The organism is Corynebacterium sp. zg-331, assembly GCF_014267345.1.
Lineage (GTDB): Bacteria > Actinomycetota > Actinomycetes > Mycobacteriales > Mycobacteriaceae > Corynebacterium.
Genome location: NZ_JACMYD010000004.1, coordinates 59698 through 85041 on the forward strand (window position 1 = coordinate 59698; position 25344 = coordinate 85041).

The window sequence follows — 25344 nt, forward strand, 5'->3', positions numbered from 1 at the left end:
GAAGGGTTGAGTGTTGCTATCAAGTATTGGTTGGTCCGAGGTCTTTACCGTCTTGATCCTGGGGCTCATCGTGATCGGCCCGGAGCGGCTGCCGAGACTCGTCCAGGATGTGCGCGCCGCGATCTATGCGGCACGCAAGGCTATTCATAATGCCAAGGAGGAACTCAACGGGGATCTTGGCGAGGAATTCGAGGAGCTGCGCAAACCCCTTTCCGAGGTGGCCAAGTGGCAGCGCATGGGGCCGCGGGCGGCCCTAACTAAGGCCCTCTTCGACGGGGACGAGGAGTTCATGGATTCCTTCGATCCCAAAAAGATCATGGCTCAGGACACTGTCGGGCAGGCGCATCGGCGCAAGCACGCCTCCCCATCCGGTTCGGCCGCAACAACACCGACGCCGTCCCCACGGGAGCGGTCCGCCGTTGCGCCTCGCCCTCCGGCCCCCGGCGCCGGGGAGTTTCATTGGGCCGATATCATGTGAGGCCAGCGAGTCACGGGGTGCGCGTCACTCCCAGCCCCAGGGGCCGCCCGGCCAGGGAGTGGCGGCGTACCGCGAGTTTCTCCGCCAGCTGCGCGCAGGCCCGTCCCGAAGGCGAATCCGGCTCGCTCAGCACTACCGGCGTGCCGGTATCCCCGTGCACGCGCAGGGCCGGGTCGAGGGGGATCTGACCGAGCAACGGCACCGTGGCCCCGGTGAGGGTGCTCAACCTGGTGGCTACCTTCTGCCCGCCGCCGGAGCCAAAAACCTCCATCGCGGTGCCGTCGGGCAGCACCATCGCGGACATGTTCTCGATCACTCCGGCCACCCGCTGCCGGGTCTGCTGACTGATCGACCCCGCCCGTTCCGCCACCTCCGAGGCCGCGGCCTGCGGGGTGGTCACGATGAGCAGTTCCGCGTTGGGCACCAGCTGCGCCACGGAAATGGCCACGTCGCCCGTGCCAGGGGGAAGATCGAGCAACAGTACGTCGAGATCGCCCCAGAACACATCGCTAAGGAACTGCTGGATGGCTCGGTGCAGCATGGGGCCGCGCCACACCACCGGGGCGTTGCCCTCCACGAACTGGCCGATGGAAATGAATTTTACCCCGTGGGCGATGGGCGGCAGGATCATGTCCTCTTCCATCACCGTGGGGGCCTGATCCGATCCCATCAGGTGCGGCACTGAGTGACCGTAAATATCGGCGTCCACGATGCCCACGCGCAGCCCCCGGGCGGCCAGGCCGGCGGCGAGATTGACCGTGACGGAGGACTTGCCCACCCCTCCCTTACCGGAGGCCACCGCAAAGACCCGCGTGGTGGATTCCGGCTGAGCAAAGGGGATCACGGGTTCGCTTCCCGCCCCACGCAGGGAGGTGCGCAGTTGGCGGCGTTGTTCGTCGCTCATCACGTCCGTGGTGACCACCACGGATTCCACACCCGGCAGCTCGGCCACTGCCGCGCGGGTATTGGTTTGCAGGGTATCGCGCATGGGGCACCCGGCGATGGTGAGGTAGATTTCCACGGTTACCTCGGCGCCGTCGATGGCGATGGATTTGACCATGCCAAGCTCGGTAATCGGCTTGCCTAGCTCCGGATCCTCCACCCGGGAGAGGGCCTTGCGTACATCGGATTCGCTCGCGGTAGACATCACGTATCACCTTACTCCCCGCTAGGGGCGGGACTCCTCGCTGAGATCGCCTTGGGTCGGTTCGCGCAGATCGGCGGGGGAGTCCATTGCCTGGGCCGCGGCGTCGTCCAGCTTGGCCTCGATGCGTTCTAACAGGGTATGCACGTCTTCGAGCTCGTGGCGCAGGTAATCGCGCGAGACCATATCGCCCACGGCCAGGCGCACACCGGCGAGTTCCCGGGCCAGGAACTCGGTATCGGCCTTGGTCTGCTCTGCCCGGCGGCGGTCGTTATTGAGCGTGATCTTATCGCGATCCTCCTGGCGGTTTTGCGCCAAAAGAATAAGCGGTGCGGCGTAGGCGGCCTGGGTGGAAAAAGCTAGGTTCAAAAGGATGAAGGGATAGGCGTCCCAATTCCACCAAAATCCGCCGATATTGAGAGCGATCCAGACGACCACGATCACGGTCTGCCACATGAGGTATTTACCCGTGCCGAAAAAGCGAGCGACTTTTTCCGCCATCGCCCCCACGGCGTCGTCGTTGATATTAATGAGTTTGCGCTTCGACGGCGCCATCGGGGTATCGAGGACATGAATGCGCTCGCGCTCGGCCATGATGCGTCTCTCCTTGGGGCGTTGGGCGGTGAGGTGGATCTACGATGAGGCGCGGTGATCGGGGCGCAGGTTGTGCTCGCGCCAGTTCTCCGGCAGCAGGTGATCCAGCAGGTCGTCCACGGCCACAGCACCGAGCAGATGATGGTCCTCGTCGATCACCGGGCCGCACACCAGGTTATAGGTAGCAAAATACCGTGCGGCGGTCTCCTGGTCGTCATCGGCGTACAGCGGGGGCAAGTCGGGATCTAGGATGCCCGAGATCAGCGTGGATGGGGGCTCGCGCAGCAGCTTTTGCAGGTGAACGCATCCCAGGTAGCGTCCGGTGGGGGTGGCCGTGGGCGGGCGCACCACGAAGATCAGGGAGGCCAGGGAGGTGGGTAGCTCGGGATTGCGGGCCAGGGCCAGGGCCTCGGCCACGGTGGTCTGCGGACTTAAGATCAGCGGCTCCGGGGTCATGAGTGCGCCCACGGTATCTGGGGAAAAGCTCATCAGGCGACGCACCGGGGCGGACTCCTCCGGATCCATCAGCTCGAGCAGTACCTCGGCGGTGTTATCGGGGAGTTCCTGGAGGATGTCGGCGGCGTCGTCGGGATCCATTTCCTCCAGGACGTCGGCGGCCCGCTCGATGTCGAGCGTTTCTAAGAGCTCGGCCTGGCGCTCATCGGGGAGTTCCTGGAGGACGTCGGCCAGGCGGTCGTCGTCGAGCTCGTTGGCGAGTTGATTACGCTGCGTGGTGGGCAAGGAGTGCAGGTAATTGGCCACGTCCGCCGGGCGCATGTCCTTGAAGGAGGCGATGGTATCGGCCAGATTATCGGAGCGGCCCACCCCGGCGGCGGTGATGCCGTGCACGTACTGCCAGTCCACCGTGAAAAGTTCCCGGGAACGGAATCCCTGCCGCGCCCCGAACACGGCCACGCGCGAGAGGACCCAGTCGCGGGTGCGGGTGCGCTCCAGCTCTACGTCCGCGATTTCTACTGCCCGTCCGTGCAGGTGCTCCAGCTCCGGTTCGTCCGTGTGTACCTTGGATCCCACCAGATCGCCCATCACGGTGAGTTCCCCCGTACGCGGCTGGAAAGAGCGCATGGAGACCGAGCCGGTGGCCAAGGTGATATCGCCGGGCTCGATGGCCGCGATGCGCAGCATAGGGACGAAAATCCTGCGCTTGGTGACCAGCTCTACCACCAGGCCCAGGGCCCGAGAGGCGTGGCCCTCCGGGCGAATGGTGACCACGACGTCACGCACCCGACCGATAGCATCCATGTCCGGGCCGCGCACCACCATGCCGGAGAGCCTGCCGGAATACACGCGGGTGACTGCACTCATACACGCGGATTCTACCGCAGGAGCGTGGCGGGGGAACTTTTGTCTGCACTGAGGCGTTACCAATCTCGAACGACTAAAAGATAAACAGCAAGGAACTTCCCCGATGACGAAACCTTCATCACCCTTTCCTTCTCGGCAACGTCCCTCCGGTTGGCCCGTGGGCAGCTTTGAGAGCTACGCCCAGGCGCAACGAGCCGTGGATACCCTTTCCGATAACAATTTCCCCGTGAATAAACTCACCATCGTGGGCGTGGATCTCATGGAGGTCGAATCTGTGACCGGCCGACTTAGCTGGGGCCGCGTGCTCGGTGGTGGGGCGATGTCTGGCGCTTGGATGGGCGTCTTTATCGGACTGCTTTTGGGGATCTTTGAGGCGAACTTCCTCTCTCCCATCCTCACCGGTATCGTGATCGGTGCCTTTTTCGGCGTCATCATGGCGGCGGTGCCCTACGCCATGAGCCGAGGCCAGCGGGATTTTACCTCCGCCACCACCATCGTGGCGGGGCGCTACGACATTCTTTGCGATCCGCAGCTCGCGCCCCAGGCGCGCGACGCGATCGCCCAGATGAACATCGGCGCCGCGCCGCGGACCGACTAACCGCGCCGGGTACACTACGCGGCATGGATCGCCGCGTCACCCGTGCCCCCCGCCGTCCCCGGTCGCACCGTCGTCTCCGCGCGCAGCTTCGGCAGACGGCGTGGATATCCGCCACGGCGCTGCTGTGTGCCTCCTGCTCGGCCGCGGAGCCGGAGAACCCCGATGCACAGGAGGAGACACCCAGGGTGGTACACATCGTGGCGGCGAGTGATTCCATCGAGCAGCAGGCGCTCGCGCACCTGTATCGTCTGGCAATGGCCGAGGAAAACGTGGTTTCCACGGTGGAGACCCGGCCGGGACGAGGCGAGGAGATGCTGGAATGGCTGCGCGACCCCGGGGTAGACATGGTGGTGGGGTGCACCGGCGTGCTGCTGGGGGAATCCTCGCCGCACCAGGCCGAGGAGCTAAACCGGGAACTCGCGGACACCGACCTGGATTCCCAGGAGGCGATGGAGCTCACCTACGAGACGGTGATGGGAACCCTGGGATACGAATACGGGGTGCCCGATCCCTCCCCGGCGCAGGGCTGCGCGGTGAGCACCGGGCGGCGGGACGCACTCCCGCGGAATATTCTGCCGGTGTTTCGCAAGCTGAGCGTGGGGCGCGAGGGCTTTAAAGAAATGAATCGCCTCACGCGCCTGATCACCACGCACGATGTGGAAACCCTGGTAGAAGACGCGGTGGAATCCGGCGACGTGGCGGCCACCGCGGAGCGGTGGTACCGGGAGAACGCCACGATCTAGGCGCGGCGTCCCAAGAAAAACGCGGGGCGGAGGGGCGATGCTGCCCCATCCACCCCGCGCGGTGCGGCCTAGTGCTATCGGCTAAAGACCTCGTTCAGGAGCTGCTCCTGCTCGGCCTGGTGCACCTTGGCGATGCCCGTGGCCGTGGAGGACTGTGCTCGCCGAGACACGCGGCGCATCGGCAGGAGGTCCGGGATCAACTCCGGCAGGTGCTCGTGGAGGAAGGGCCACGGACCCTGGTTGGCCGGCTCATCCTGGCAGAACACGATCTCCTCGGCGTTCGGGTAGCACGCGAATGCCTCGCGCAGCCGGTTGAAGGGGATCGGGTGCAGCATCTCGACGCGCACGATCGCCACGTCCTCGCGACCTTCCTTGGCGCGGCGCTTCTCCAGCTCCCAGTAGAGCTTGCCGGAAACCAACAGGATGGTGCGCACCTTCTCGGTATCGCCCACCACCGCGCCGGACCGATCGATCTTGGTGGGGTCGTTGATCACCGAGCTAAAGGAGGTGACCTCGGTGAACTCCTCCGGGGCGGAGACCGCAGCCTTGTTGCGCAGCATCGACTTCGGGGTAAACACCACCAGCGGGCGCTTCATGGTCCCCAGCGCGTGCCGGCGCAGGAGGTGGAAGTAGTTGGCGGGCGTGGAGGGCTGCGCGATGGTCATCGACCCCTCGGCGGCCAGCTGCAGGAAGCGCTCGATGCGGGCGGAGGAGTGATCCGGGCCCTGGCCCTCGTAGCCGTGGGGTAGCAGCAGGATCATGGAGGAAAGCTGGCCCCACTTGGCCTCGCCGGAGGAAACGTATTCGTCGATGATGGTTTGAGCGCCATTGGCGAAGTCGCCGAATTGCGCCTCCCAGGCCACCACGGCGTCCGGGTTGCCCACGGAGTAGCCGTACTCGAAGCCCATGCCGGCGTACTCAGTGAGAGCGGAATTATACACAAGGAATCGGCCCCCGCGGCCCTTGCTCGCGGCCAACTCAGCCAGGGGATTGGACTCCCGGCCGGTGTGGGGATCAAAGAGCACGGCGTGGCGCTGGGTAAAGGTGCCGCGGCGGGAATCCTCGCCGGCCAGGCGCACCAGCCTGCCGGAGTTCGCCAGGGAGGCCAAGGCGATGAGTTCGGCCCAGCCCCAATCGATGCCGCCCTCGCGCACGGAGGCCGCGCGCTGCTCGGCCACCTTCTTCACGCGACGGTGGAACTCAAAGCCCTCGGCGGGCTTGGCGTAGGCCTCGCCGATCTCCACCAGCTCGGAACGGGTGATGGAGGTATCCAGGCCTCGGGTGAGCTGCTGGGAGGCGGTGATGCCGGTCTGCTCCTGGGCACCCTTCTTTTCGCCTTCCTTGACCTCGTTGAACACGGACTCCATCTGGTCGTGGAAGTCGCGCGCGGCGGCCTCGGCCTCCTTGGTGTTGAGGTCGCCACGGCCGATGAGATCCTCGGTGTACTGGGCGCGCACGGAGGGGCGGTTATCGATCTGCGCGTACATGGTGGGCTGAGTCATCGAGGGATCGTCGGCCTCGTTGTGCCCGCGGCGCCGGTAGCAGATCAGATCGATGAACACGTCCTTACCGAAGCGGCGCCGGTATTCCGTGGCCAGGTTGCCCACCCACACCACGGCCTCGGGATCGTCGCCGTTGACGTGGAATACCGGGCAGTCGTAGGCCTTGGCCAAATCCGTGGAGTAGTACGAGGAACGGCTGGAATCCGGGGTGGTGGTAAAGCCGATCTGGTTATTGACCACCACGTGCACGGTGCCGCCCACGGTGTATCCACGCAGCTGCGCGAGGTTGAGCGTTTCCTGGACGATGCCGAGACCCGCGAAGGAGGCGTCGCCGTGCAGCATGAGCGGCATGACGGAGTAGCCCTCCTCGCCCTTGTCCAGAATGTCTTGCTTGGCGCGGGCGATCCCCTCCATCACGGGATCCACGGCCTCCAGGTGAGAGGGGTTGGCGGTGAGGGTGACCTTGATCTCGCCGTCGCCGAACATCTGGATGTGCTCGCCCTCGGCACCAAGGTGATACTTCACGTCGCCGGACCCTCCGGTCTGGCCCTGCTGCATGTTGCCCTCGAACTCGTTAAAGATCTGGGCCAGGGGCTTGCCCACGATGTTGAAGAGCACGTTGAGGCGGCCGCGGTGCGGCATGCCGATGACCACTTCATCGAGCCCCTGTCCCGCGGCGGTGTCGATGGAGGCGTCCATGAGCGGGATGAGGGATTCGGCGCCCTCCAGAGAGAAGCGCTTTTGGCCCACATACTTGGTTTGCAGGAAGTTCTCAAAGGCTTCGGCCGCATTGAGCTTCTGCAGGATGTACTTTTGCTCCGCGGTGGTGGGCTTGGGCATACCGGCCTCCAGGCGATCCTGGAGCCAGTGGCGCTCGTCCTTGTCCATGATGTGCATGTACTCGGAGCCCACCTTCAGGGTGTAGGCGGCGCGCAGGCGCGAGAGCACCTCGCGCAGGGTCATGGTCTCCTTGCCGCCGAAGCCGCCGACGTGAAAGCGACGATCCAGATCCCAGATGGTCAGGCCGTGGGATTCGATGTTGAGATCGCTATGATCCGGCACCGGTAGGCCCGGCTGCTGCCAGTGCAGCGGGTTGGTGTCTGCGATGAGGTGCCCGCGCGAGCGGTAGGCCTCGATGAGCTGAATGACGCGGGTGTTCTTATCGATGCCCTGGTTGGGCACGTCCTGAGCCCAGCGCATCGGGGCGTAGGGGATGCCCATGTCCCGGAAGATCTCGTCGTAGAACTCGTCGTCGACGAGCAGACGGGACATCTCGCGCAGAAACTCCCCGGACTCCGCGCCCTGGATCACCCGGTGATCGTAGGTGGAGGTGATGGTGACGAGTTTGCCCACGCCGAGCTCGGCCAGGCGGTCGGTGGAGGCCCCGGCGAACTCCGCGGGATAGTCCATGGCGCCCACGCCGATGATGGTGCCCTGCCCCTTGGTCAGGCGGGGAATGGAGTGGCGGGTGCCGATGCCACCGGGGTTGGTCAGGGAGATGGTTACGCCCTGGAAGTCGTCCATCGTGAGCTTGTTCTTGCGCGAGCGCGCCACGATGTCCTCGTAGGCCTCCACGAAGCCGCGGAAGTCCATTTTTTCCGTTGCCTTGATGGCGGCTACCACCAGCGCGCGCGCGCCATCCTTTTGGGGAAGGTCGATGGCCAGGCCTAGGTTAATGTGCTCGGGATTGACCACGGTGGGCTTACCGGATTCGTTGAGCTCGTAGCGCACGTTCATCGAGGGATGAATCTGGGTGGCCTTGACGAGGGCCCAGCCGATGATGTGGGTGAAGGAGATCTTGCCGCCGCTGGTGCGGCGCAGGTGATCGTTGATAATGGCGCGGTTCTCGAACATCAGCCGGGCGGGCATATCGCGCACCGTGGTGGCCGTGGGAATCGTCAGCGATTCCTCCATGTTCTTGGCGATCGCCTTAAACGTACCCTTGAGCTGCGCGGCCCCGGGCTCGGGGAGGTCCTTCATGTCCGCGAGCGGGGAAGCGGGCTTGGTGCGCACCGGCTTGGGGCGATCCGGGGAGCCGCTGCGCGGGCCGGGGGATGCCGAGGCCGTGGTCGAGGGGGCATCGGTGGTAGCGCCCTTATCGCCGGTGGTGGCCGGGGCCGCTGCACGGGACGGTGCCGGGGCGGCGGAGGGGGTGGTCCCCTGCTGGGCGAAGAGATCGCGCCATTCTTGATCCACGGACTGCGGGTCCTTCTGCCACTGCTGGTACATCTGATCAACCAGCCACTGATTCTGGCCGAAGTTGCTAGCGCTGCTCACGGCAGTTACTCGCCTCATTTCATTGATGGGTTGTACTCGCGTACTCGACTTTAACCGTCTACTGTAATCATCTTCGAAAACGTCTGGGGCAACCCCCGGTTAGTCCCACGTCATGGAGGGGGATCCTACCCCCAAAAGTGGGGATCGGTCGCGGACTATTTTAGGTTTTACCATTCCGCGAGGGCCTCGCGGGTGTGGCGGATCATCTTCTTGGCGATTCCGCGATTGGCCATCAGGCCCACCACCGAGCCAATACCCAGCGGCATGAGCTTGCCGAGCCAGGCCCCGGTCATCCTCGTGGTGCTACGCCCCAGTAGCGTGCGCAGGAGTCGATTGTTGATCTGTCCCAGGGCGGTGCCGGAGAACCGTGACGTGTGAGGCATGGAGAGACGATCCACCCCGGCGGGCAGGAGGGCGTCCACGATGGCGGTGCCGGAGGAACCCAGCAGACACATCATCACGATCATGCGGCGGCGTTCGGGATCGTGGATATGCACCCCGTGCGCGTGCGCGCTGGCTACGCAGTAGAAGGCGGCGACGTCGAGAAATACCAGGGACTCGGCGCTCAGCGCGGCCGCTCCGGTGAGTAGGCCGACGCCGGGAATGGCCGCGGCTCCGCCGGCGGAGGCGCCGGAACCGGATACCACGCGCAGAAAGTGCTTATCCAGGGCGCGCTGAATCTCCTCCGGGGTGGCCCCGGGGTGCCTGCGGCGGAGGCGGGAGATGTAGGCCTCGATGGTGCTCGCCTGTATCCGGACTGCGCGGTCGAGCCCGGCCACCAGGGCACGTGCTACGGGATTGCGGGGGGATTCGGTGAGTGGACTAGACATTTATCGACTCTCCTGCGCGTATTGCTCGGCCTCGCGCACCTGCGCGGGGGTGGGGGTGACCCCGGTGTACAGGGTGAATTGCTCTGCGGCTTGCAAGGCGATGATGTCTCCGCCGTGAATGAGGGGCAGCCCCAGGGCCCTGGCGCGGCGAATCAACGGAGTATCCACCGGCATGGCGACGGCGTCACAGACGGCCTGGGCGCGGGCAAGCTCGGCATCGTTGAACGCCTGGATCTCCTCGTCGGGGCCGCTCATGCCCAGAGGAGTGACATTGACCAGGAAACTCGCCCCGGTGGGCACCTCGGTGGCGTGATCCCATCCCAATCGGGTGGCCAGGCGGGTGCCGGTGTGGTGATTGCGCGCCACGATGGTGCCGCGAAACCCCAGATCGGCCAGGGCGGTGGCCACGGCGCTGGCCATGCCCCCGGAACCGCGCAGGGCCACCGGTTGTGCGGGGTCAATCCCGCTTTCTCGTACCAGCGAGGCCACGGCGAGATAATCGGTGTTGTAGCCGATGAGATGCCCATCATCGTTGACAATAGTATTCACGGATGTAAGCCTGTGGGCGGAGTCATCCAGGGCGTCGAGCAGGGGTATGACCTGCTGTTTATAGGGCATGGATATCCCGGCGCCCCGGATTCCCAGGCCCCGGATCCCCGCCACGGCAGCGACGATGTCCTCCGGCGCGATGGCGTGGTAGGCGTAATTCAACCCGAGCCGGGAGTAGAGCCAGTTGTGGAAGCGCACCCCGTGTTGGGAGGGACGGGCCGCCAGCGAGATGCACAGCGTGGTATCGCGGTCGAGGGTAGGTACCATGCCATTTACCGTAGAGCATGGCCGGGACGGGGCCGCGGAACTGGGCGAATGCGAGTAGCGGGCGGCGCTGGGATAACCGGGCTAGGCTGGTGCGTGTTCATCCCTCGTCGCTGGGAAGGTAGGACAAGACCATGAGCTTCTTTGAGGACATCGCCGCCGCGCTGGATGCCGATGGCATCGAATCCCGGGTGGGGGGCGAGGTGCTTTTTGTTCCCATCACCTCCGAGGTGGAAATCCAGTTCATCGAGATCGACCCGCTGTTGCCCGCGGCTAATGTTTATATCGCCGCCGCCGACGTAGACGAGGACGACGAAGACTTTGAGGCCGTGCTCGTTTCCGTAGTGTTTTCCGTGGCTGATGCCGTGGCTACGGTGGCGCACCACATCGCTACCGACCAGGTGGTCACCGTCCTGCGCGACCTGCTGGAGGGGACTGATGAGCGCGTCGGGGAGTTGGACTTCTACCAGGACGCCTTGGAACCCAACTTGGTGCGCGCCGACGTGGCGGAGAACTCCGAGATCCAGGTGTTCGTCGAGCTTATCGCCGGCCGCCCCACCGCGCGGGTGAGCTTCCTTAGCGCGGCGGAAACGGGCGAGGACCTGATGGATCAGGCCATCGACGAGCTATGGGAATCCGACGGCGAAGCGATGCTGTCCGAGGAGGATCGACGGCGCCTTTTCCAGACCCTCGGCGACGGCGCCGACCTCGGTGAGGACGAGGTGTTGGAGCTAGGGGAATTCACGGATTTTGATCGCCTCTTCGATGTTCTTTCCCTGGCCGCAGACCAGGCGGAGAGCTGGGAGGAGCAGCTTTCGCCCGTCGATGACGAGCCGGATCTGTATGAGCCGGATGGGGAGGAAGAGGAATAGCTACCCAGGTTCTCCTCGACTGCGATACGGGGATCGATGACGCCCTGGCGCTGATGTACCTCGCCGCCCTGCATCACACCGGAGAAATAGAGCTATGCGCGGTTACCTGTACGGCGGGCAATACCACGGCGGCGCAAGCCGCCGCCAACAGTCGCTATATCCTGCGTCGGTGCGGGTTGCCGGATGTTCCGGTGGCGGCCGGGGAACCGAGTCCGCTGTCGGTAGATTTAGTGACCACCCCGGAAACCCACGGCCCCACGGGCCTGGGGTACCTGCGCGTCTCGAAAGCGTGGAACAAGGAGGGGCCCACCTGGAGGGAGTTGTGGGGACGCTACCCCCGGGCGCACGTGATCGTGGTGGGGCCAGCCACGCACCTGGCCCTGTGGGGCCCACGGCCCCAGGTCACCCTCATGGGCGGAGCGTATCTTCATCCCGGTAATACCACCCCCACCGCCGAGTGGAACTCCTGGGTGGATCCGCACGCCGCCCGGCGGGTCTTTGATCAGACCTTGGAGCCGATGACGGTGTGCTCCCTGGGTGTCACTGAGAAGCTGACCCTTGACCCCACATCGTTGGCTCGGTTGGTGGCGATCCTGGGGGAGACGGAGATAGCCCAGGACCTGCCCGAGCTTTTGCGCTTTTACTTCGAGTTCCACCGGGACCAGGGAGAGGGCTATCTGGCGCAGATTCACGACCTTTTGACCTGCATGATCGCCCTGGATACCGTTGCCTCGCGGGGGCGGCTCACGCGGATCAAGGTGGAGGCGGATTCGTCGCTGCTGCGTGGCACAACGGTGGCGGATCTGCGCGGTCACTGGGGCCTGCCGCCCAATGCGCTGCTGATCGAGGAGGCTGATGTGCCCGGTGCACACCGGGAGCTGCTGCGTGCGGCGGCGGTGTTGCGGGAATGTTAAGGTGGTGCTTCGAATAATGCGCGCCGCCCCGAGGTGACATAGGGGTGGAGCTTTTCCTTAATCTCCCCTTCTTAAGGAAGTATCCCTCATGACCCTGCCACGCCGCCTCATCGCCCTCGCGGGCATCGCCTGCATCGTCCTCACGTGGTTTTATTTGGTCTTTGCCCGGCCAGCAGATTGGGAATCGGTAGGTGGCTCCGCCCCGGCGATGACGACGTTGCTCGGCTACGTGGGCGGGGCGGTCTTGCTGCTGGTGGCCACGCTGCCGGCGGTGCCGGTGCGCACCGTCACCCTGATCCCGGTGGCCCTGGTGCTCAACATCGTGGCGGGGGAGATCGTGGGCAGCATCGGGATTCCGCTGTACCTGGATTCCCTGGGCACCGTCGTGGTGGCGGCTCTGGCCGGTCCCCTGGTGGGCCTGGCCACGGGTGCGCTGAGCTCCGTGGTATGGGGCCTGCTGAACCCGGCGGCCCTGCCCTTTGCCGCCGCGAGCGCGCTCGTCGGCGGCCTCGCCGGGTGGACGATGACCCACCGCGGCGTGCTGCGCGCCTGGTGGACCACGGCCCTTTCGGGTGCCTTGGTGGGTATCGTCTGCGGCATGGTTGCGGCGCCGGTGGCGGCTTTCGTGTACGGCGGCACCGCCGGGGTGGGCACGGGTGCGTTGGTCTCGGCCTTCCGCGCGATGGGTACGAGCCTGCTGGGGTCGGTGACCTTGCAGTCCTTTATGTCCGATCCCCTGGATAAGGCGATCGTGTTCCTCCTGGTGCGCCAGGCGATCGCGACCTTGCCTCAGAGCGCGGTGAGACAGCTGCGGGGCGAGGATGCTTAACGGAAGCCCCGGGGTGCACCCCTTTACCGGCCTTTCCGTGGCGGCAAGCGCATGGATCGCGGTGGTGGGGCTGAACTCCCCATGGGTGTCGGCCGCCTGCGTCCTCGCGGCCTGGGGGTGGGCCGCTGCGTTCTCGACGACGCGATCGCAGCCGTGGCGGGTACCGCTGTGGGGCCTTGCATTGAGTGCCCCGGTCTCGGCCTCCATGATCCTCATCCATGCCCCGCACGGTCAGCGGCCTTTGGCCCCGTTGCTCACCGCCGACGGGCTTGCAGTAGCGCTGGTGCTCAGCCTGCGTTTTGGGGCCCTGGTGACGGCGGTGCTGGCTGCTACCGCGACGTTCCGGGTGGCGGATCTAGCCAAGGCGGTGCAGGCTGCGGGCCTGCCGGCCTCGTTGGGTTATATAGTGGGTGCGACGCTGCGCCTGGTCCCGGAGGCCCGCGTCGCAGTGGACAGAATCCGGGAGGCCAACGCGCTGGCGGGGCGTTCCACCGGGGGCCTGGCGGTGATCCCGAGGGTGATAACCCCGCTGGTGACCACCTTGATGGTGCGCGCCGCGCACAGCGCGCGGAGCCTGGAGACCTTAGGACTGGGGAACCCGGGTCCCAGAACGTTGCTGCGGCCCGTGCCGGATTCCCGGCCCCAACGCGTCGTGCGGTGGGTCCTACCGGTGGTGGCCGTGGCGGCGGTGATGGGAAGGGCCGCGATATGAGCATCGATGGTGCGGTCGAGGCGTTGACGCGAGGCTATCTTTGGCCCGGCACGATCACCCAGGTGCTGGGGGATTCCGGCAGTGGTCTTTCCCGCCTGGCCCGCCGGGTGGCCGAGGCTCGCGCCGGGGCCGTGGTGGTGCCGCAGGAGGCGCAGAGCGCGCTGAGCGGCCTGCGCGATACGGTCAGCGAGGAGGTGGCCTTTGGCCTGGAACAGCGCGGGGTGTCACGAGAGCGCATGGTCGAGGCGGTGCGAGACGCCGTGGGGCTTCTGGGCCTGGGTGAGTTCGCGTGGTCGCATCCACATGCGCTGTCCGGGGGCCAAACCCGCAGGCTGGTGCTGGCCGCGATGGCGGTGCTCGAGTCCGATCTGATGGTGGCCGACGACCCCTTGGCCGGCCTGGACACGGAATCCCGAGGCGCCGTGGTGACCCTCTACCGCGACCTGGCGCGTCGGGGGCGGGCGATCCTGGTGGTGGGCTACGATCCGGTTCCCGAGCTGGCGGGATCGGTGCTGTGGTGGAACGGCGCGGATCTAGGCGAGAAGGCGCCGCGCCGTGAGCTAGCCCTGCCCGATCCGGTGACCCCGGGCCGGGAGCGGGAATATTTTCGGTGCGTGCGACTGCGGCGCGGCGAGAATTTCCGCAGCGGCCCGCACACGCTGAGCGTGGCGCGCGGGGGAGTGACCTGGGTACGCGGTCCCAATGGCGCGGGGAAGACCTCTTTGTTGCGGGCCCTAGCGGGTCTCGACGGGGCTACCCCCACCACCGCGGTGGCCCTGGCCCTCCAAAGCAGCCGAGATCAGGTGATCGACGCCCGGGTCGCCGGCATGGTGGGGCAGGCCCGGTCATGTCGGCGCTGGGGCATCGAACCGGAGGCCCACCCCCTCGACCTTGCCGCCAGTGATCTACGTTGCGCGCAGGTGCTGGGGGCGGTTCAGCTGGGTCGCCCGGTGGTGGCCCTGGACGAACCGGATGTGGGTTGCGACGCCCCCGGGCGCCATCGCGTGCATTGCATCCTGGCCGAGTATCTGGCCTCCGGCGGGGGTATCGTGCTGACCTGTCACGACGAGGCCTTCGTGGCGCAGGTGTCGCGGTATGCCCGAGTGGAAATCTACGACCTCGACCGGGCCTCCGGTTAGGCCTCGGAGGCCTCGGCGAAGGAGGAGCTTGGGGAATCGACGGGGCGAAAAGCACCCGCCCACGCGCCAGCGATAGGTGGGGCGGGTTTCCCGGGGAATCCGTGCGCCGCCGTGATCGCGAACTCGGGAACGAGGGCACGCCCCAGGCTTCCGCGACGGCGGGATTGCGCCTGCTGCTCGCCGGCCTGGCTCAAGGATAGCCCTGAGCAGAGGCGGCCTCGTGGTGTGGGCGCACGGCTCGATACGGTGCCTGCTGGAGGCTCACCGGAGAGGGGATAGGGTAAAGCCTCTCCGTGGTGGTTTTCACCGCGCCCGGGAAAGGGCACAGTACCGGGGATGCCGCAGGGTGGCGGGGATCCGGGCGGGCAGATCGTCATGGTGCTCGAGGAGGTATCGCTCCAGCATGGCGTCGAGGGCGGGACGGATACCGTAGAAGGGGAACGAATATTCGAATATTACCATGCGCTGTGCCTGAGGTCTAGGGTGGAGACGCTATGTCGATCGATACCACCGCGATTCCCCGACAGATATGGGTGCTGGTCAGCGCCGCCTTCCTCATCGCCCTGGGCTACGGCCTGATCTCCCCGATCATCCCGCAGTATGCCCAGACCTTCGACGTGGGTATGGCAGCGGCGAGCGCGGTGGTCTCGATCTTCGCGTTCTTCCGGCTGCTCTTTGCCCCGGCCTCGGGCCGACTGATCGACGCCCTCGGTTCCCGCGCGGTGTACCTCAGCGGCCTGATCCTGGTGGCCCTGACCACCGCGGCCCTCTCACTGGCCCGGGACTACTGGCAGATTCTTGCCCTGCGCGGCCTCGCGGGGGTGGGATCCACGATGTTTACGGTCTCGGCCATGAGCCTCATTGTGACCTTTGCGCCGCCACGCATCCGGGGTCGATGTTCCTCGGTCTACGCTTCGGCCTTCCTCCTAGGGAGCATCCTTGGGCCGCTGCTGGGTTCCGCCCTGGCCCCGTTGGGGCTGCGCGTTCCATTCGTGCTGTACGGGGCCGCATTGCTGGTGGCCGCCGCGGTGGTGTGGCGGCGGATGCCCCGGGGCGTCGATCGACCCGCGAACGAGGTCACGGTACCGATGGCCTTCCGCGAGGCCTTCCGCGATTCCGCATACCGCTGTGCCCTGGTGAGCTCGTTTGCCCATGGATGGTCGAACTTTGGGGTCCGCGTGGCCACCCTCCCGCTCTTTGCTGCCTCCTTCCAGGGCTCGGGTGCCGCGGCGGGATTGGCGCTGACCTCCTTCGCGGTGGGCAACGCCGCCTGCCTGCAATTTTCGGGGCGCTGGGCGGATTCGCTGGGGCGCAGGCCCCTGATCGTGTCCGGCCTGATCGTGAACGGGGCGGCTACCGCGGCGATGGGGATGACTCATGGCCTGGTTGTCCTGCTGCTGACCTCGGCGATGGCGGGCGCGGGCGCGGGCATCCTAAATCCCGCGCAGCAGGCGGTGGTGGCCGACGTGGTGGGTGAGCAGCGTTCCGGTGGGCGCGTGCTGGCCAACTTTCAGATGGCGATGGACTGCGGGGCGATCCTCGGCCCCCTGGTGGTGGGGGCCGTGTCCCAGGCGTGGGGCTTCGGCTGGGGCTTTGGACTGTGTGGGGCATTGACGTGGCTGGCCGCGCTGGTGTGGTGGTGGGGCAGGGAGACCCTGCCGGGACGCAAGTAAGCACCTTTACCTGCACAATGCAGGCAAAATCCCGCCGGTGGCGTATTCTGGGACAACAATGAGCATTACCGATAACGCCACCGGCGGCGTGAGCGAGCCGGATAACGTGACAGCGTCGGAATCTCAGGAACTATCGCAGGGTGGGGAACAAGACACCAGGGACGCGATGACTTCTGAGGCTACCGACTCCGCAGCAGCGGACAACGATCAGCCCACATTCGATAGCCTTGGTCTCCCGGACAACGTGCTTAGCGCTGTGTCCAAGGTGGGTTTTGAGAATCCTTCCCCCATCCAGGCCCAAACCATTCCCCTCCTCATGGAGGGCAACGACGTGGTGGGACTGGCGCAGACGGGTACCGGAAAGACGGCGGCCTTTGCCCTGCCCATCCTTTCGCGTATCACCGTCTCCGAGCGCTCCCCCCAGGCCCTCGTGCTGGCCCCCACCCGCGAGCTCGCGCTCCAGGTGGCGGACTCCTTCCAGTCCTTCGCTGATCACCTGGGCAACATCCATGTGCTGCCCATCTACGGAGGCCAGGCCTACGGCATTCAGCTCTCCGGCCTGCGCCGCGGCGCCCAGATCATCGTGGGCACCCCCGGCCGTGTGATCGATCACCTGGAAAAGGGCTCTCTGGATATTTCCTCCCTGCGGTTCCTCGTGCTCGACGAGGCCGACGAGATGCTCAACATGGGCTTCCAGGAGGACGTGGAGCGCATTCTGGAAGACACCCCGGAGGATAAGCAAGTCGCGCTCTTCTCCGCCACGATGCCCGCGGGTATTCGCCGCATCTCCAAGCAGTACCTGAATGATCCTCGCGAGATCACGGTGAAGTCCAAGACTCGCACGAATACCAACATCACGCAGCGCTGGCTCCACGTGGCCCATCGCAACAAACTCGATGCCCTCACCAGGATCCTTGAGGTCACCGAGTTCGAGGCCATGATCGTCTTCGTGCGCACCAAGAATGAGACCGAAGAGGTTGCGGAGAAACTTCGCGCCAGGGGATTCTCGGCGGCCGCCATCAACGGCGACATCGCCCAGGCGCAGCGCGAGCGCACCGTGGATCAGCTCAAGGACGGCCGCCTGGACATCCTGGTGGCCACCGATGTCGCGGCGCGCGGCCTGGACGTGGAGCGGATCAGCCACGTGCTGAATTTCGATATTCCCAACGACACGGAATCCTACGTGCACCGGATTGGTCGCACGGGGCGCGCCGGGCGCTCCGGCCAGGCGATCCTCTTTGTGACCCCGCGCGAGCGACGCATGCTGCGCTCCATCGAGCGCGCCACGAATGCCCCGCTCACGGAGATGGATCTGCCCACCGTCGATGAGGTGAACGAGTCCCGCAAGGCGAAGTTCGCGGATTCCATCACCCAATCTCTCGAGGATTCCCAGATCGAGCTTTTCCGGGGGTTGGTCAAGAGCTATTCCGAGGAACATGACATCCCGCTGGAGGACATCGCCGCCGCGTTGGCTACCCAGGCCCAGGCGGGCGACGAGTTCCTGATGAAGGAACAGCCTAAGGAATCGCGCCGGGATCGCCGGGATCGCTTCGACCGGGAAGACCGCGGCGGACGCGGCGGGAATCGAGATCGGCGCGAGCGCCGGGATCGCTTCGACCGCGGCGACGCCAGTGGTCGTTCTCGCTTCGAGGCCGAACCGGGTAAGAAGATGTACCGCCTGTCCGTGGGTAAGCGTCAGCACGTGCGTCCCGGGGCCATCGTGGGCGCCCTGGCCAACGAGGGTGGGCTCAATTCCAGGGACTTCGGCCGGATCTCCATCTTTGGCGACCATACCCTCGTGGAGTTGCCGCAGGGTCTGCCACACGAGGTCTTTGATCGCCTCGCCGACACGCGCATTTCCGGGCAGCTGATCAACATCCAGCCGGATACGGGACGACCGCCGCGCGATCGCGGAGGCTACCAGCGCGGGGATCGCGGCGGCAAGCGCGATTTCAAGCGCCATGGTGATCGCGGAGATCGCAGGAACTACCGGGATCGCTACTAGGCCGGGCTCGGGAGGCTCTCGGATAGGGCCGAAAAGTAAGGCGCGGCCGCGTTTCGAATGGAACGCGGCCGCGCCTTATCGCGCGCCGTGAGTGCTAGAGGAACATGAGCACCAGGATCATCACCCAGAGCAGGGCAAAGATGCCGCCAAACATGGAGAGCTGGCCCTTGGCCTTGTCCCAGTCGGCGATGTGCGCGTCGCCTTCCGGAGCCTCGTCGTCCTCCGCCAGGCCCAGGGCGGCCATCATCTTCTTTTGCCGCGGGATGATGAGAAAGAGCAACAGTGCCCAGGCGAGGAGCGCAAGGAGCAGGGCGGCGTGGAAGAGGCCGTTTTTCCAGTAGGTGCCGGGGTCGGTGAACATGACCGCCACCCCCAGCAGCGGCACGAGCAAGGAGAGGACGCCGTAGGAGGAGGTGATGCGGTGCATGAGGTTGGCCATGCCGGTGGCCTGGGGGTCGTTGTCCCGGGCCTTGGTCGCGTGCACCTGGAAGGAGGACACCGCCACGGTGACCGGGCCGAGGAACAGCGCCGCAGTGAGTACGTGCAGGATCAGGAGTATGGTGTACAAAAAATCACGCCTTTCGGGGTACAGTGCGCCCTCTAGCCTAACGACAGCGTCGGTGGTTCCCGAAACCGGCATTGGGCCCTCAGTGCGGCGGCGTCCGCACGGGGCAGGGGGAGGTCGTAGGCGGCGGCCACCTGAGCCAGGCGCCGGGCATACCAGCAGCGCGAGGCGCGGTGGGAGGGAAGCCATCGGGAGGGGAGCTGATCCGACTTGCGCCGATTTTCCTTTTGGGAGACGGCCACGAGGTTGAGTGGGTCGTTGGCGAAGCGGCGGCGTTGTTCCTCGGACCAAGCATAAGCGCCCATGTCCCACGCGGCCGAGAGCGGGAAAATGTGGTCGATTTCCACGGCCGAGGGATCGAGCATCGCGCCGGAGTAGGGGTCGGGTCCGGCCGCGATAATCCGGCACTGGTGCACCGCATCGCTACCGAACTGCGCCTGGGCTATGGCTTCCCGGGTGCTGCAACGCCCCGCGGAGGCCCAGCCAGGGCCGAAGGCGGGGCGGTGGTAGCCCAACACCGTGGTGCGCTGAGGTACGAGGGGTATCTGCGGCAGACTCTGGCGCAGGGGAACGCCGGCATCAGTGCCGGTGGGGGTGGAGTACGGCTGCCACAGCAGTGCTGCGGTGGCAAGCAACAAGGCGAGGCCGAAGAGGAGACGCGATGCGGGCATATCTTCTTAGACCGTCCTCGCGGACTTCGCGGTTCCGGTGGGGCAGCCCGGGGCGTAGGGCTAGCGGTGAGCGGTGACCTTGTGGAATTGCGCCACGGTGGTGGCCTCCGGGGCCGTCGTGGCGCGGGAGACGAGCCAGGTGGCGATGGCCGAGAGCAGGAAGCCGGGGATCAACTCGTAGAGGCGATCGGACAGTGGGGACATGCCCCAGGCGAAGGAGACCACGGCGCCGGTGATCATGCCGGCGAGCGCTCCGGGGGTGTTCAGGCGGGGCCAGTAAAGCGCGAAGAGCATGAGCGGACCAAAGGCGGAACCGAAACCGGCCCAGGCGAAGCCCACTAGACCCAGGATAGAGTCGCTGGGGTGGACGGCCCAGGCGGCGGCGAAGAGGGAGACCCCCACCACGGCGGTGCGGGAGAGGTTGATGAGCGTGTGCTCGTCGGGAGTTTTCTTGGCAAAGATTCGATAGAGATCCTCGATGAGCGAGGAGGAGACCACCAGCAGTTGGGAGCTCATCGTGGACATAATGGCGGCGAGTACCGCGGTGAGCACGAGGCCGGCGATGAGCGGGTGGAAAAGAATGCGGCCCATGTCCAGGAAGATCGTCTCAAAGTTGACCTGATCGGTCACCGAAATATCGGGGTTGTGGGAAAAGAACACGGTGCCCACCACCGCTGCGGATACGGCTCCGACGATGCACAGCGTCATCCAGGCGATGCCGATGCGCCGGCTGCTCCTGGCCTCCGCGGGGGTGCGTAGCGCCATGTAGCGCACCACGATGTGGGGCTGGCCGAAATAACCCAGCCCCCAGGCAAGGTGGCCGATGACGGTGGCGGCGGAGGCTCCGCCGAGTAGGTGAAAGAACTCCGGGTTGCCGGTGCCCCCGGTGTAGGGGCCGTAGTCGTGGTGAGCGGCCCAGGTGAAGATGTCCCAGGGGTCATCGAGGGCGATCAGCGCCATGGCGGGCACGATCAGCAGGGCGATAAACATGATGAGGCCCTGGACGACGTCGGTCATCGACACCGCGAGGAAGCCCCCGATGAAGGTGTAGCCCACGGTGACCGCCGCAATGATGAGCATGCCGGTGAGGTAGTCGCCGCCGAAGGTGGCCTCGAAGTACCTTCCCCCGGAGACCATGCCGGAGGAGACATAGAAGGTGAAGAAGACGATGATGATGGTGGCCGAGACGATGCGCAGGGTGCGGGAGCGATCGCGCAGGCGATTTTCAAAGAAGCTGGGCAGCGTGATGGAGTTATCGGCGGCCTCCGAGTAGGAACGCAGCCGCGGCGCCACCAGGGTCCATGAGGCGTAGCTGCCGATGAGCAGGCCGATGGCGATCCACAGCTCGGACAGCCCGGAGACAAAGAGTGCGCCGGGCAGCCCCATGAGCAGCCAGCCGGACATGTCGGAGGCGCCGGCGGAAAGAGCGGCCACGAAGGGAGAAAGGGAGCGGTCTGCCAGGACGTAGTCGTCGTATTTATCGGTGCGTCGGTAACTCCAATAGCCGATGGCGAGCATGGCAAACATGTAGATGATGATCGCCAGGACAAACCATGTTGTCTCAGTCACGGGTGCGCTCCTTGGTGGGCCATAAACAAAGATGGCTCTAGATTGTAGAGCACCACGGCCTCGCGGTATCCCCAGTGGGAAAATTTCGGCCACGGTGCGCCTCTGCCTGCGGCGATAGCGAGTTTCGCGACATGGTCCGTGGGAAAGCCTAGAGCGGGGTGATGGTAGGTTAGCCCCTATGGCCGATTTCCTCCTGCATGGACTATGGGTGCAACAGTCCGGGCTGCACCTGTGGATCGAGCAGGTGGAGGGGCATCGCATCGTCATCCCCGAGCAGGTGCCGGAAGGCACCTTTCCGCCGAGCGTGGCGGCGTTGTTGGCGCGCAGCAGTTTCCGGCACCGGCTGCGCGCCACCCTGCGCACCCCCAAGGGGCGCGAGGTTGCCCTCGTGCTGCCCACCACCGCCTACGCCCCGGAACAGACGGTGCGGGTGCTAGCGCAGATGGCCTTTCTCGACGCGGAAAGCCCTGCGGCCACCCACGCCCAGCGTCGCGCTATCGCCGCCGACCTGCGCTGGCTCATCCGCATGTACGTGGGGATGCGCCGCTTCGTGCGGGCGGGTCGGGTCACCCTGAAGCTCTCCTACCTCGACGATCAGTGGTGGCCGCAGTGGCAGCTTTCCCAGGGGCTAGGGGAGCGCGGCTGGATCGCGCAGATGAGGGCCGCGGCGCCGGGAATCCTGACCCTCAACAATCGCAACCTCGACGAGGACATCGTCGAGGTGCTGCCGCACTGGATCGCCTCCGCCGAGTTGGAGGGGCTGCGTGAGGAGCCACGACCGCACCCCTGGCACGATTTTTCTACCGCGCTCCTAGCCAACCAGCCACTGCGTCGCGGGGGAGTGGGCCTGCTCAACAGGCTGCGAGAGTGGAAGGATTCCATCACCGCAGTGGATGTGCAGCTGGTGCTCATCGTGGAACAGCCTCCCGCAGACGAGGAGGGCGAACCCGAGGAGGCGGTGTGGCCGGTGCGGTTTCAGGTGCGTTCCGGCGTGGCGAGCCCCAAGCCGCTGCGGGAGCATCGCCTTGACCAGGCGAGCCTGGCGGAGCTGGGACAGACCCGGAGCCGAGCCCAGCAGATTTCCCCACTGCTCGGCGCGCCGAAAGCGGAGGGGGCCGGCGATTCCTCTGCTGGCCCGCTGAGCCTGGTGGAGGAGGCCGGGGACTGGGATGCCTATCTCTCCACCGCCCAGATCGTGCATTTTATTGCGCACGACGTCCCCTCCTTACGCCGCGCCGGGATCACCGTGATGCTGCCCAAGGCCTGGGCGACGCAGGAGACAAAGGCCACGGTGGTGACCTCGGAGACCGAGGGGGCCACCCAGCGCCACATCGGCATGGACAAGTTGGTGGGGTATGACTGGCGGCTTTCCGTGGGCGATACGCAGCTCACCGACGAGGAGATGGCGCAGCTGGTGCGCTCCAAGTCCGGGCTGATCCGGCTGCGCGGGGAATGGGTATTGGCCGATACCGCCGCGCTGGCCAAGATCAGCTCCTACATGGAGGAGCTGGCGCACAACTCCCGCAGGCGGCAGAAGGCGCGCATGGAGGAGGCAGCCATGCGCGCCGAATTGGCCCGGGCGAATAACGAGCCGGGCTGGGAGAAGGCCGTGGCCGAGGCCGAGCGGTTGCGCGAGGAGTTCAATAACAGCCAGGATTATCGAGGCCAGGTCTCGGTGGCGGAGCTGCGTCGGATTGCCCTGGAGGCGATGGCCGCGGAGCCGGTGGAGTTTACCGGTTCCGCCTGGTACACCTCGCTGATGGGGGGCACGAAGACGCCTGCGCCACAGCGCGTGGCGATCCCCGAGACGGTGCACGCCGAGTTGCGCGAGTATCAGCGCCGCGGCGTGGATTGGTTGTATTGGATGTCCCGCAACAACCTCGGTGCGGTCTTGGCCGATGACATGGGTCTGGGCAAGACCCTGCAGTTGCTGAGCCTGGTGGCGGTGGAGCATGACCGGGGCGAGAATACCGGTCCGACGCTGGTGGTGTCCCCGACCTCGGTGGTGGGGAACTGGGCACGGGAGGCCCGTCGCTTCGTGCCCCACCTGCGCGTTGTGGTGCACCACGGCAATACACGCCTGCGCGGAGAGAGCTTCCGGCGCGAGGTAAGCCGCGCGGACCTGGTGATTAGCAGCTATGGCGTGCTCGCCCGGGATCACCTTCAGTGCGCCAGAATCTCCTGGGATCACGTGGTGCTTGATGAGGCGCAGCATATCAAAAACTCCGCCACCCGCTCGGCCAAAGCGGTGCGCTCTATTCCCGCCCGGCAGCGCATCGCTTTGACCGGAACCCCGGTGGAAAATCGCCTCTCGGAGATGCGTTCCATCCTGGACTTCGTCAACCCCGGTGTGTTGGGTTCGGCGTCCTTCTTCCGCAATCATTTTGCCAAGGCGATCGAACGAGATCGCGATGAGCAGATGACCGAGCGGTTGCGCCTGCTCACCGCGCCGTTTATCATGCGCCGGCTCAAAACGGACCCGGCGATCATCGATGATCTCCCGGAGAAGTCCGAGCAGGTGCGCACCGTGCCGATGACCTCGGAGCAGGCCGCCCTCTACACCGCCTATGTGGAAGATATGAAGCGCAAGATCGAGGAGGTGCAGGGAATCGCCCGCCGAGGCCTGGTGCTGGCCTCCCTGACCAGGATCAAACAGATCTGCAATCACCCCGCGCATTTTCTGGGCGACGGTTCCGGGGTCACCCTGCGCGGGACGCACCGCTCCGGGAAAGTGGCGGAGCTGGTGGAGTTGTTGGATCGCAGCATCACCGAGGGGCACCGGGTGCTGATCTTCACCCAGTACCGAGCCTTCGGGGAGATCCTGCAGCCCTATCTCTCCGAGCGGCTGGGTGAGCGGATCGACTTCCTCCACGGAGGAGTCTCCCAGGGGGCGCGCGACGCCATGGTGGAGCGCTTTCAGGACCCCCAGGGACCGTCGGCCATGCTGCTGTCGCTTAAGGCGGGAGGCACGGGGTTGAATCTCACGGCGGCGTCGGTGGTGGTGCACATGGATCGCTGGTGGAACCCGGCGGTGGAAAACCAGGCCACGGATCGCGCCTTCCGCATCGGACAGAGCAAGAACGTTCGGGTGTACAAGATGATTACGGCGGGCACCCTGGAGGAGTCTATTCAGGATATCCTCGACGGTAAAACGCATCTGGCCGGGGCCGTCGTGGGGGAGGGCGAGGGCTGGATCACCGAACTGTCGCCGGAGGATTTGGCCCAGCTGATGAGCTATCGTGGACGAGTCGCCGCTCGCTAACGCCCACCCGAGGGATATCAAGGGGGTATTCGTGTCCACCAGGCCTCGCCAGGACAACGTGATCTACGCCAACTTCGGCGCCCGTTCCGCCGCTCCAGAGCCGGAATCCCGCGAGCGTGTGCGCAGGCACACCGGCTATCCCGCCGCCGCTCAGTGGCTCATCGATGCCCTGGATCCTGTGGATGCCGGACGCTACCGGCGGGGCCGGGATTACGCGCGCGCCGGGCGCGTGCTGTCGCTGGAACTAGAACACGGCAGGATTGCCGCGCGAGTGGCGGGCAGCCACAATGAGCCCTTTGCTGTGGTGATTGCGCTGCCACGCCGGGGAGCCGACGACTTAACCGCCGTGCCCCGAGCGCTGGCTGCCAGCAGCGGCAGCCTGGAGCGTGCGCGGCGCGGCGACGTCGATCCCGAGGTTCTCGATGCCCTGGTGGGCGAGGGGATCGTCTTTCGCTGCGATTGCCCGGATAATAGCGTCATCTGTCAGCACGCGGTGGCGGTGGCGGAGGCGGCGGCCCAGCGGATCGCCCAGCGCCCCGCCGCGCTCTTCGAGCTGCGCGGGTTGAGCATGGATGCGGTGGAGCGGCAGATGGTCGAGCAGTCTCGGCAGCTGAGCCAGGAATCGGCCCAGGCCACCGACGACCGTTTTTGGCGGGGCACAGACCTGCCTGCGCTGCCGGACCCGGTCGTGGCTCCGGCCCTCGAGGACTCTGACATGGATCTCCTGCACAAGGCCATGCGCACGGTGTCCTATACCGCGGTGGAACAATTACGCGCCGTTGCCGATATAGAGGACATGTACGACTACTTAGTGCGGAGTGAGTAGAGGAG

Annotated in this window: 23 protein-coding genes; 12 read left to right on the top strand and 11 right to left on the bottom strand. The window is 65.8% G+C overall.

Annotation, left to right across the window (positions count from 1 at the left end):
- Positions 1 to 13: 13 nt before the first annotated feature.
- Complete coding sequence (gene tatB / locus H7347_RS06155; RefSeq protein ID WP_186337337.1) at positions 14 to 478, top strand: Sec-independent protein translocase subunit TatB; 465 nt, start codon at positions 14 to 16, stop codon at positions 476 to 478.
- A gap of 10 nt (positions 479 to 488) precedes the next feature.
- Here tatB and H7347_RS06160 read toward each other — a convergent pair whose 3' ends face one another.
- Genes H7347_RS06160 through H7347_RS06170 form a run of 3 tightly spaced genes read right to left on the bottom strand, consistent with a single transcriptional unit; the run spans position 489 to position 3539 of the window.
- Positions 489 to 1625 (bottom strand): Mrp/NBP35 family ATP-binding protein, encoded by a 1137-nt coding sequence (locus H7347_RS06160; protein ID WP_152822310.1) that lies wholly within the window; start codon positions 1623 to 1625, stop codon positions 489 to 491.
- A 21-nt stretch (positions 1626 to 1646) separates the two neighbouring features.
- A complete protein-coding gene (locus H7347_RS06165; RefSeq protein ID WP_152822312.1) occupies positions 1647 to 2216 on the bottom strand; it encodes a DUF1003 domain-containing protein in 570 nt (189 codons plus the stop codon).
- Positions 2217 to 2255: 39 nt separating this feature from the next.
- Complete coding sequence (locus H7347_RS06170; protein WP_152822314.1) at positions 2256 to 3539, bottom strand: magnesium transporter MgtE N-terminal domain-containing protein; 1284 nt, start codon at positions 3537 to 3539, stop codon at positions 2256 to 2258.
- 103 nt (positions 3540 to 3642) lie between these two features.
- On the opposite strand from H7347_RS06170, the gene H7347_RS06175 reads away from it, so the two are divergent.
- Positions 3643 to 4137, top strand: coding sequence for a general stress protein (locus H7347_RS06175; RefSeq protein ID WP_152822316.1), 495 nt, complete (start codon positions 3643 to 3645; stop codon positions 4135 to 4137).
- A 23-nt stretch (positions 4138 to 4160) separates the two neighbouring features.
- Complete coding sequence (locus H7347_RS06180; protein WP_152822318.1) at positions 4161 to 4880, top strand: hypothetical protein; 720 nt, start codon at positions 4161 to 4163, stop codon at positions 4878 to 4880.
- A 74-nt stretch (positions 4881 to 4954) separates the two neighbouring features.
- On the opposite strand, the gene H7347_RS06185 is transcribed toward H7347_RS06180, so the two are convergent.
- The 3 genes from H7347_RS06185 to H7347_RS06195 all read right to left on the bottom strand — a co-directional run bounded on the left by H7347_RS06185 (position 4955) and on the right by H7347_RS06195 (position 10305).
- Positions 4955 to 8659: a multifunctional oxoglutarate decarboxylase/oxoglutarate dehydrogenase thiamine pyrophosphate-binding subunit/dihydrolipoyllysine-residue succinyltransferase subunit gene (locus H7347_RS06185; protein ID WP_186337321.1), complete on the bottom strand. Its 3705-nt coding sequence runs from the start codon at positions 8657 to 8659 to the stop codon at positions 4955 to 4957.
- Positions 8660 to 8826: 167 nt separating this feature from the next.
- A complete protein-coding gene (locus H7347_RS06190) occupies positions 8827 to 9489 on the bottom strand; it encodes a hypothetical protein (protein ID WP_152822322.1) in 663 nt (220 codons plus the stop codon).
- The gene (locus tag H7347_RS06195) at positions 9490 to 10305 is read right to left on the bottom strand and encodes a shikimate 5-dehydrogenase (protein ID WP_152822325.1); all 816 of its coding nucleotides are present in this window, start codon (positions 10303 to 10305) and stop codon (positions 9490 to 9492) included.
- A gap of 131 nt (positions 10306 to 10436) precedes the next feature.
- Between H7347_RS06195 and H7347_RS06200 the strand changes: the two genes are divergently transcribed.
- The 5 genes from H7347_RS06200 (at position 10437) to H7347_RS06220 (ending at position 14768) form a co-directional block, all read left to right on the top strand.
- A complete protein-coding gene (locus tag H7347_RS06200; RefSeq protein WP_152822328.1) occupies positions 10437 to 11174 on the top strand; it encodes a hypothetical protein in 738 nt (245 codons plus the stop codon).
- Entirely contained in the window at positions 11171 to 12088 is a 918-nt protein-coding gene (locus H7347_RS06205) for a nucleoside hydrolase (RefSeq protein ID WP_186337338.1), read from the top strand. The genes H7347_RS06200 and H7347_RS06205 overlap by 4 nt, the downstream gene beginning before the upstream one ends.
- An 88-nt stretch (positions 12089 to 12176) precedes the next feature.
- The gene (locus H7347_RS06210) at positions 12177 to 12917 is read left to right on the top strand and encodes an ECF transporter S component (protein WP_152822333.1); all 741 of its coding nucleotides are present in this window, start codon (positions 12177 to 12179) and stop codon (positions 12915 to 12917) included.
- On the top strand, positions 12910 to 13629 hold the full coding sequence (locus H7347_RS06215; RefSeq protein ID WP_152822336.1) for an energy-coupling factor transporter transmembrane protein EcfT: 720 nt from the start codon (positions 12910 to 12912) through the stop codon (positions 13627 to 13629). Before H7347_RS06210 ends, H7347_RS06215 begins: the two co-directional genes overlap by 8 nt.
- Complete coding sequence (locus tag H7347_RS06220; protein WP_152822338.1) at positions 13626 to 14768, top strand: ATP-binding cassette domain-containing protein; 1143 nt, start codon at positions 13626 to 13628, stop codon at positions 14766 to 14768. Before H7347_RS06215 ends, H7347_RS06220 begins: the two co-directional genes overlap by 4 nt.
- On the opposite strand, the gene H7347_RS06225 is transcribed toward H7347_RS06220, so the two are convergent.
- Together H7347_RS06225 and H7347_RS06230 are read right to left on the bottom strand one after the other, a co-directional pair.
- Positions 14765 to 14962, bottom strand: coding sequence for a hypothetical protein (locus tag H7347_RS06225; RefSeq protein ID WP_152822341.1), 198 nt, complete (start codon positions 14960 to 14962; stop codon positions 14765 to 14767). The genes H7347_RS06220 and H7347_RS06225 overlap by 4 nt on opposite strands.
- Before the next feature lie 109 nt (positions 14963 to 15071).
- Positions 15072 to 15230 carry a hypothetical protein gene (locus H7347_RS06230; RefSeq protein ID WP_186337322.1) on the bottom strand — a complete coding sequence of 53 codons (159 nt, stop codon included), beginning with the start codon at positions 15228 to 15230 and terminating at the stop codon, positions 15072 to 15074.
- Between the two features lie 32 nt (positions 15231 to 15262).
- Between H7347_RS06230 and H7347_RS06235 the strand changes: the two genes are divergently transcribed.
- Entirely contained in the window at positions 15263 to 16441 is a 1179-nt protein-coding gene (locus tag H7347_RS06235) for an MFS transporter (protein WP_152822343.1), read from the top strand.
- A 58-nt stretch (positions 16442 to 16499) separates the two neighbouring features.
- A complete protein-coding gene (locus H7347_RS06240) occupies positions 16500 to 18446 on the top strand; it encodes a DEAD/DEAH box helicase (RefSeq protein WP_152822346.1) in 1947 nt (648 codons plus the stop codon).
- Between the two features lie 94 nt (positions 18447 to 18540).
- Here H7347_RS06240 and H7347_RS06245 read toward each other — a convergent pair whose 3' ends face one another.
- The 3 genes from H7347_RS06245 to putP are packed head-to-tail and all read right to left on the bottom strand — an operon-like array spanning position 18541 to position 21251.
- On the bottom strand, positions 18541 to 19014 hold the full coding sequence (locus H7347_RS06245) for a DUF2269 domain-containing protein (RefSeq protein ID WP_152822349.1): 474 nt from the start codon (positions 19012 to 19014) through the stop codon (positions 18541 to 18543).
- 32 nt (positions 19015 to 19046) lie between these two features.
- The gene (locus H7347_RS06250) at positions 19047 to 19682 is read right to left on the bottom strand and encodes an HNH endonuclease family protein (RefSeq protein ID WP_152822352.1); all 636 of its coding nucleotides are present in this window, start codon (positions 19680 to 19682) and stop codon (positions 19047 to 19049) included.
- 60 nt (positions 19683 to 19742) lie between these two features.
- The gene (putP, locus tag H7347_RS06255) at positions 19743 to 21251 is read right to left on the bottom strand and encodes a sodium/proline symporter PutP (RefSeq protein ID WP_186337323.1); all 1509 of its coding nucleotides are present in this window, start codon (positions 21249 to 21251) and stop codon (positions 19743 to 19745) included.
- 178 nt (positions 21252 to 21429) lie between these two features.
- On the opposite strand from putP, the gene H7347_RS06260 reads away from it, so the two are divergent.
- A complete protein-coding gene (locus tag H7347_RS06260; RefSeq protein ID WP_152822354.1) occupies positions 21430 to 24513 on the top strand; it encodes a DEAD/DEAH box helicase in 3084 nt (1027 codons plus the stop codon).
- Between the two features lie 31 nt (positions 24514 to 24544).
- Positions 24545 to 25339 (top strand): SWIM zinc finger family protein, encoded by a 795-nt coding sequence (locus H7347_RS10955; protein WP_186337324.1) that lies wholly within the window; start codon positions 24545 to 24547, stop codon positions 25337 to 25339.
- Positions 25340 to 25344: the final 5 nt, after the last annotated feature.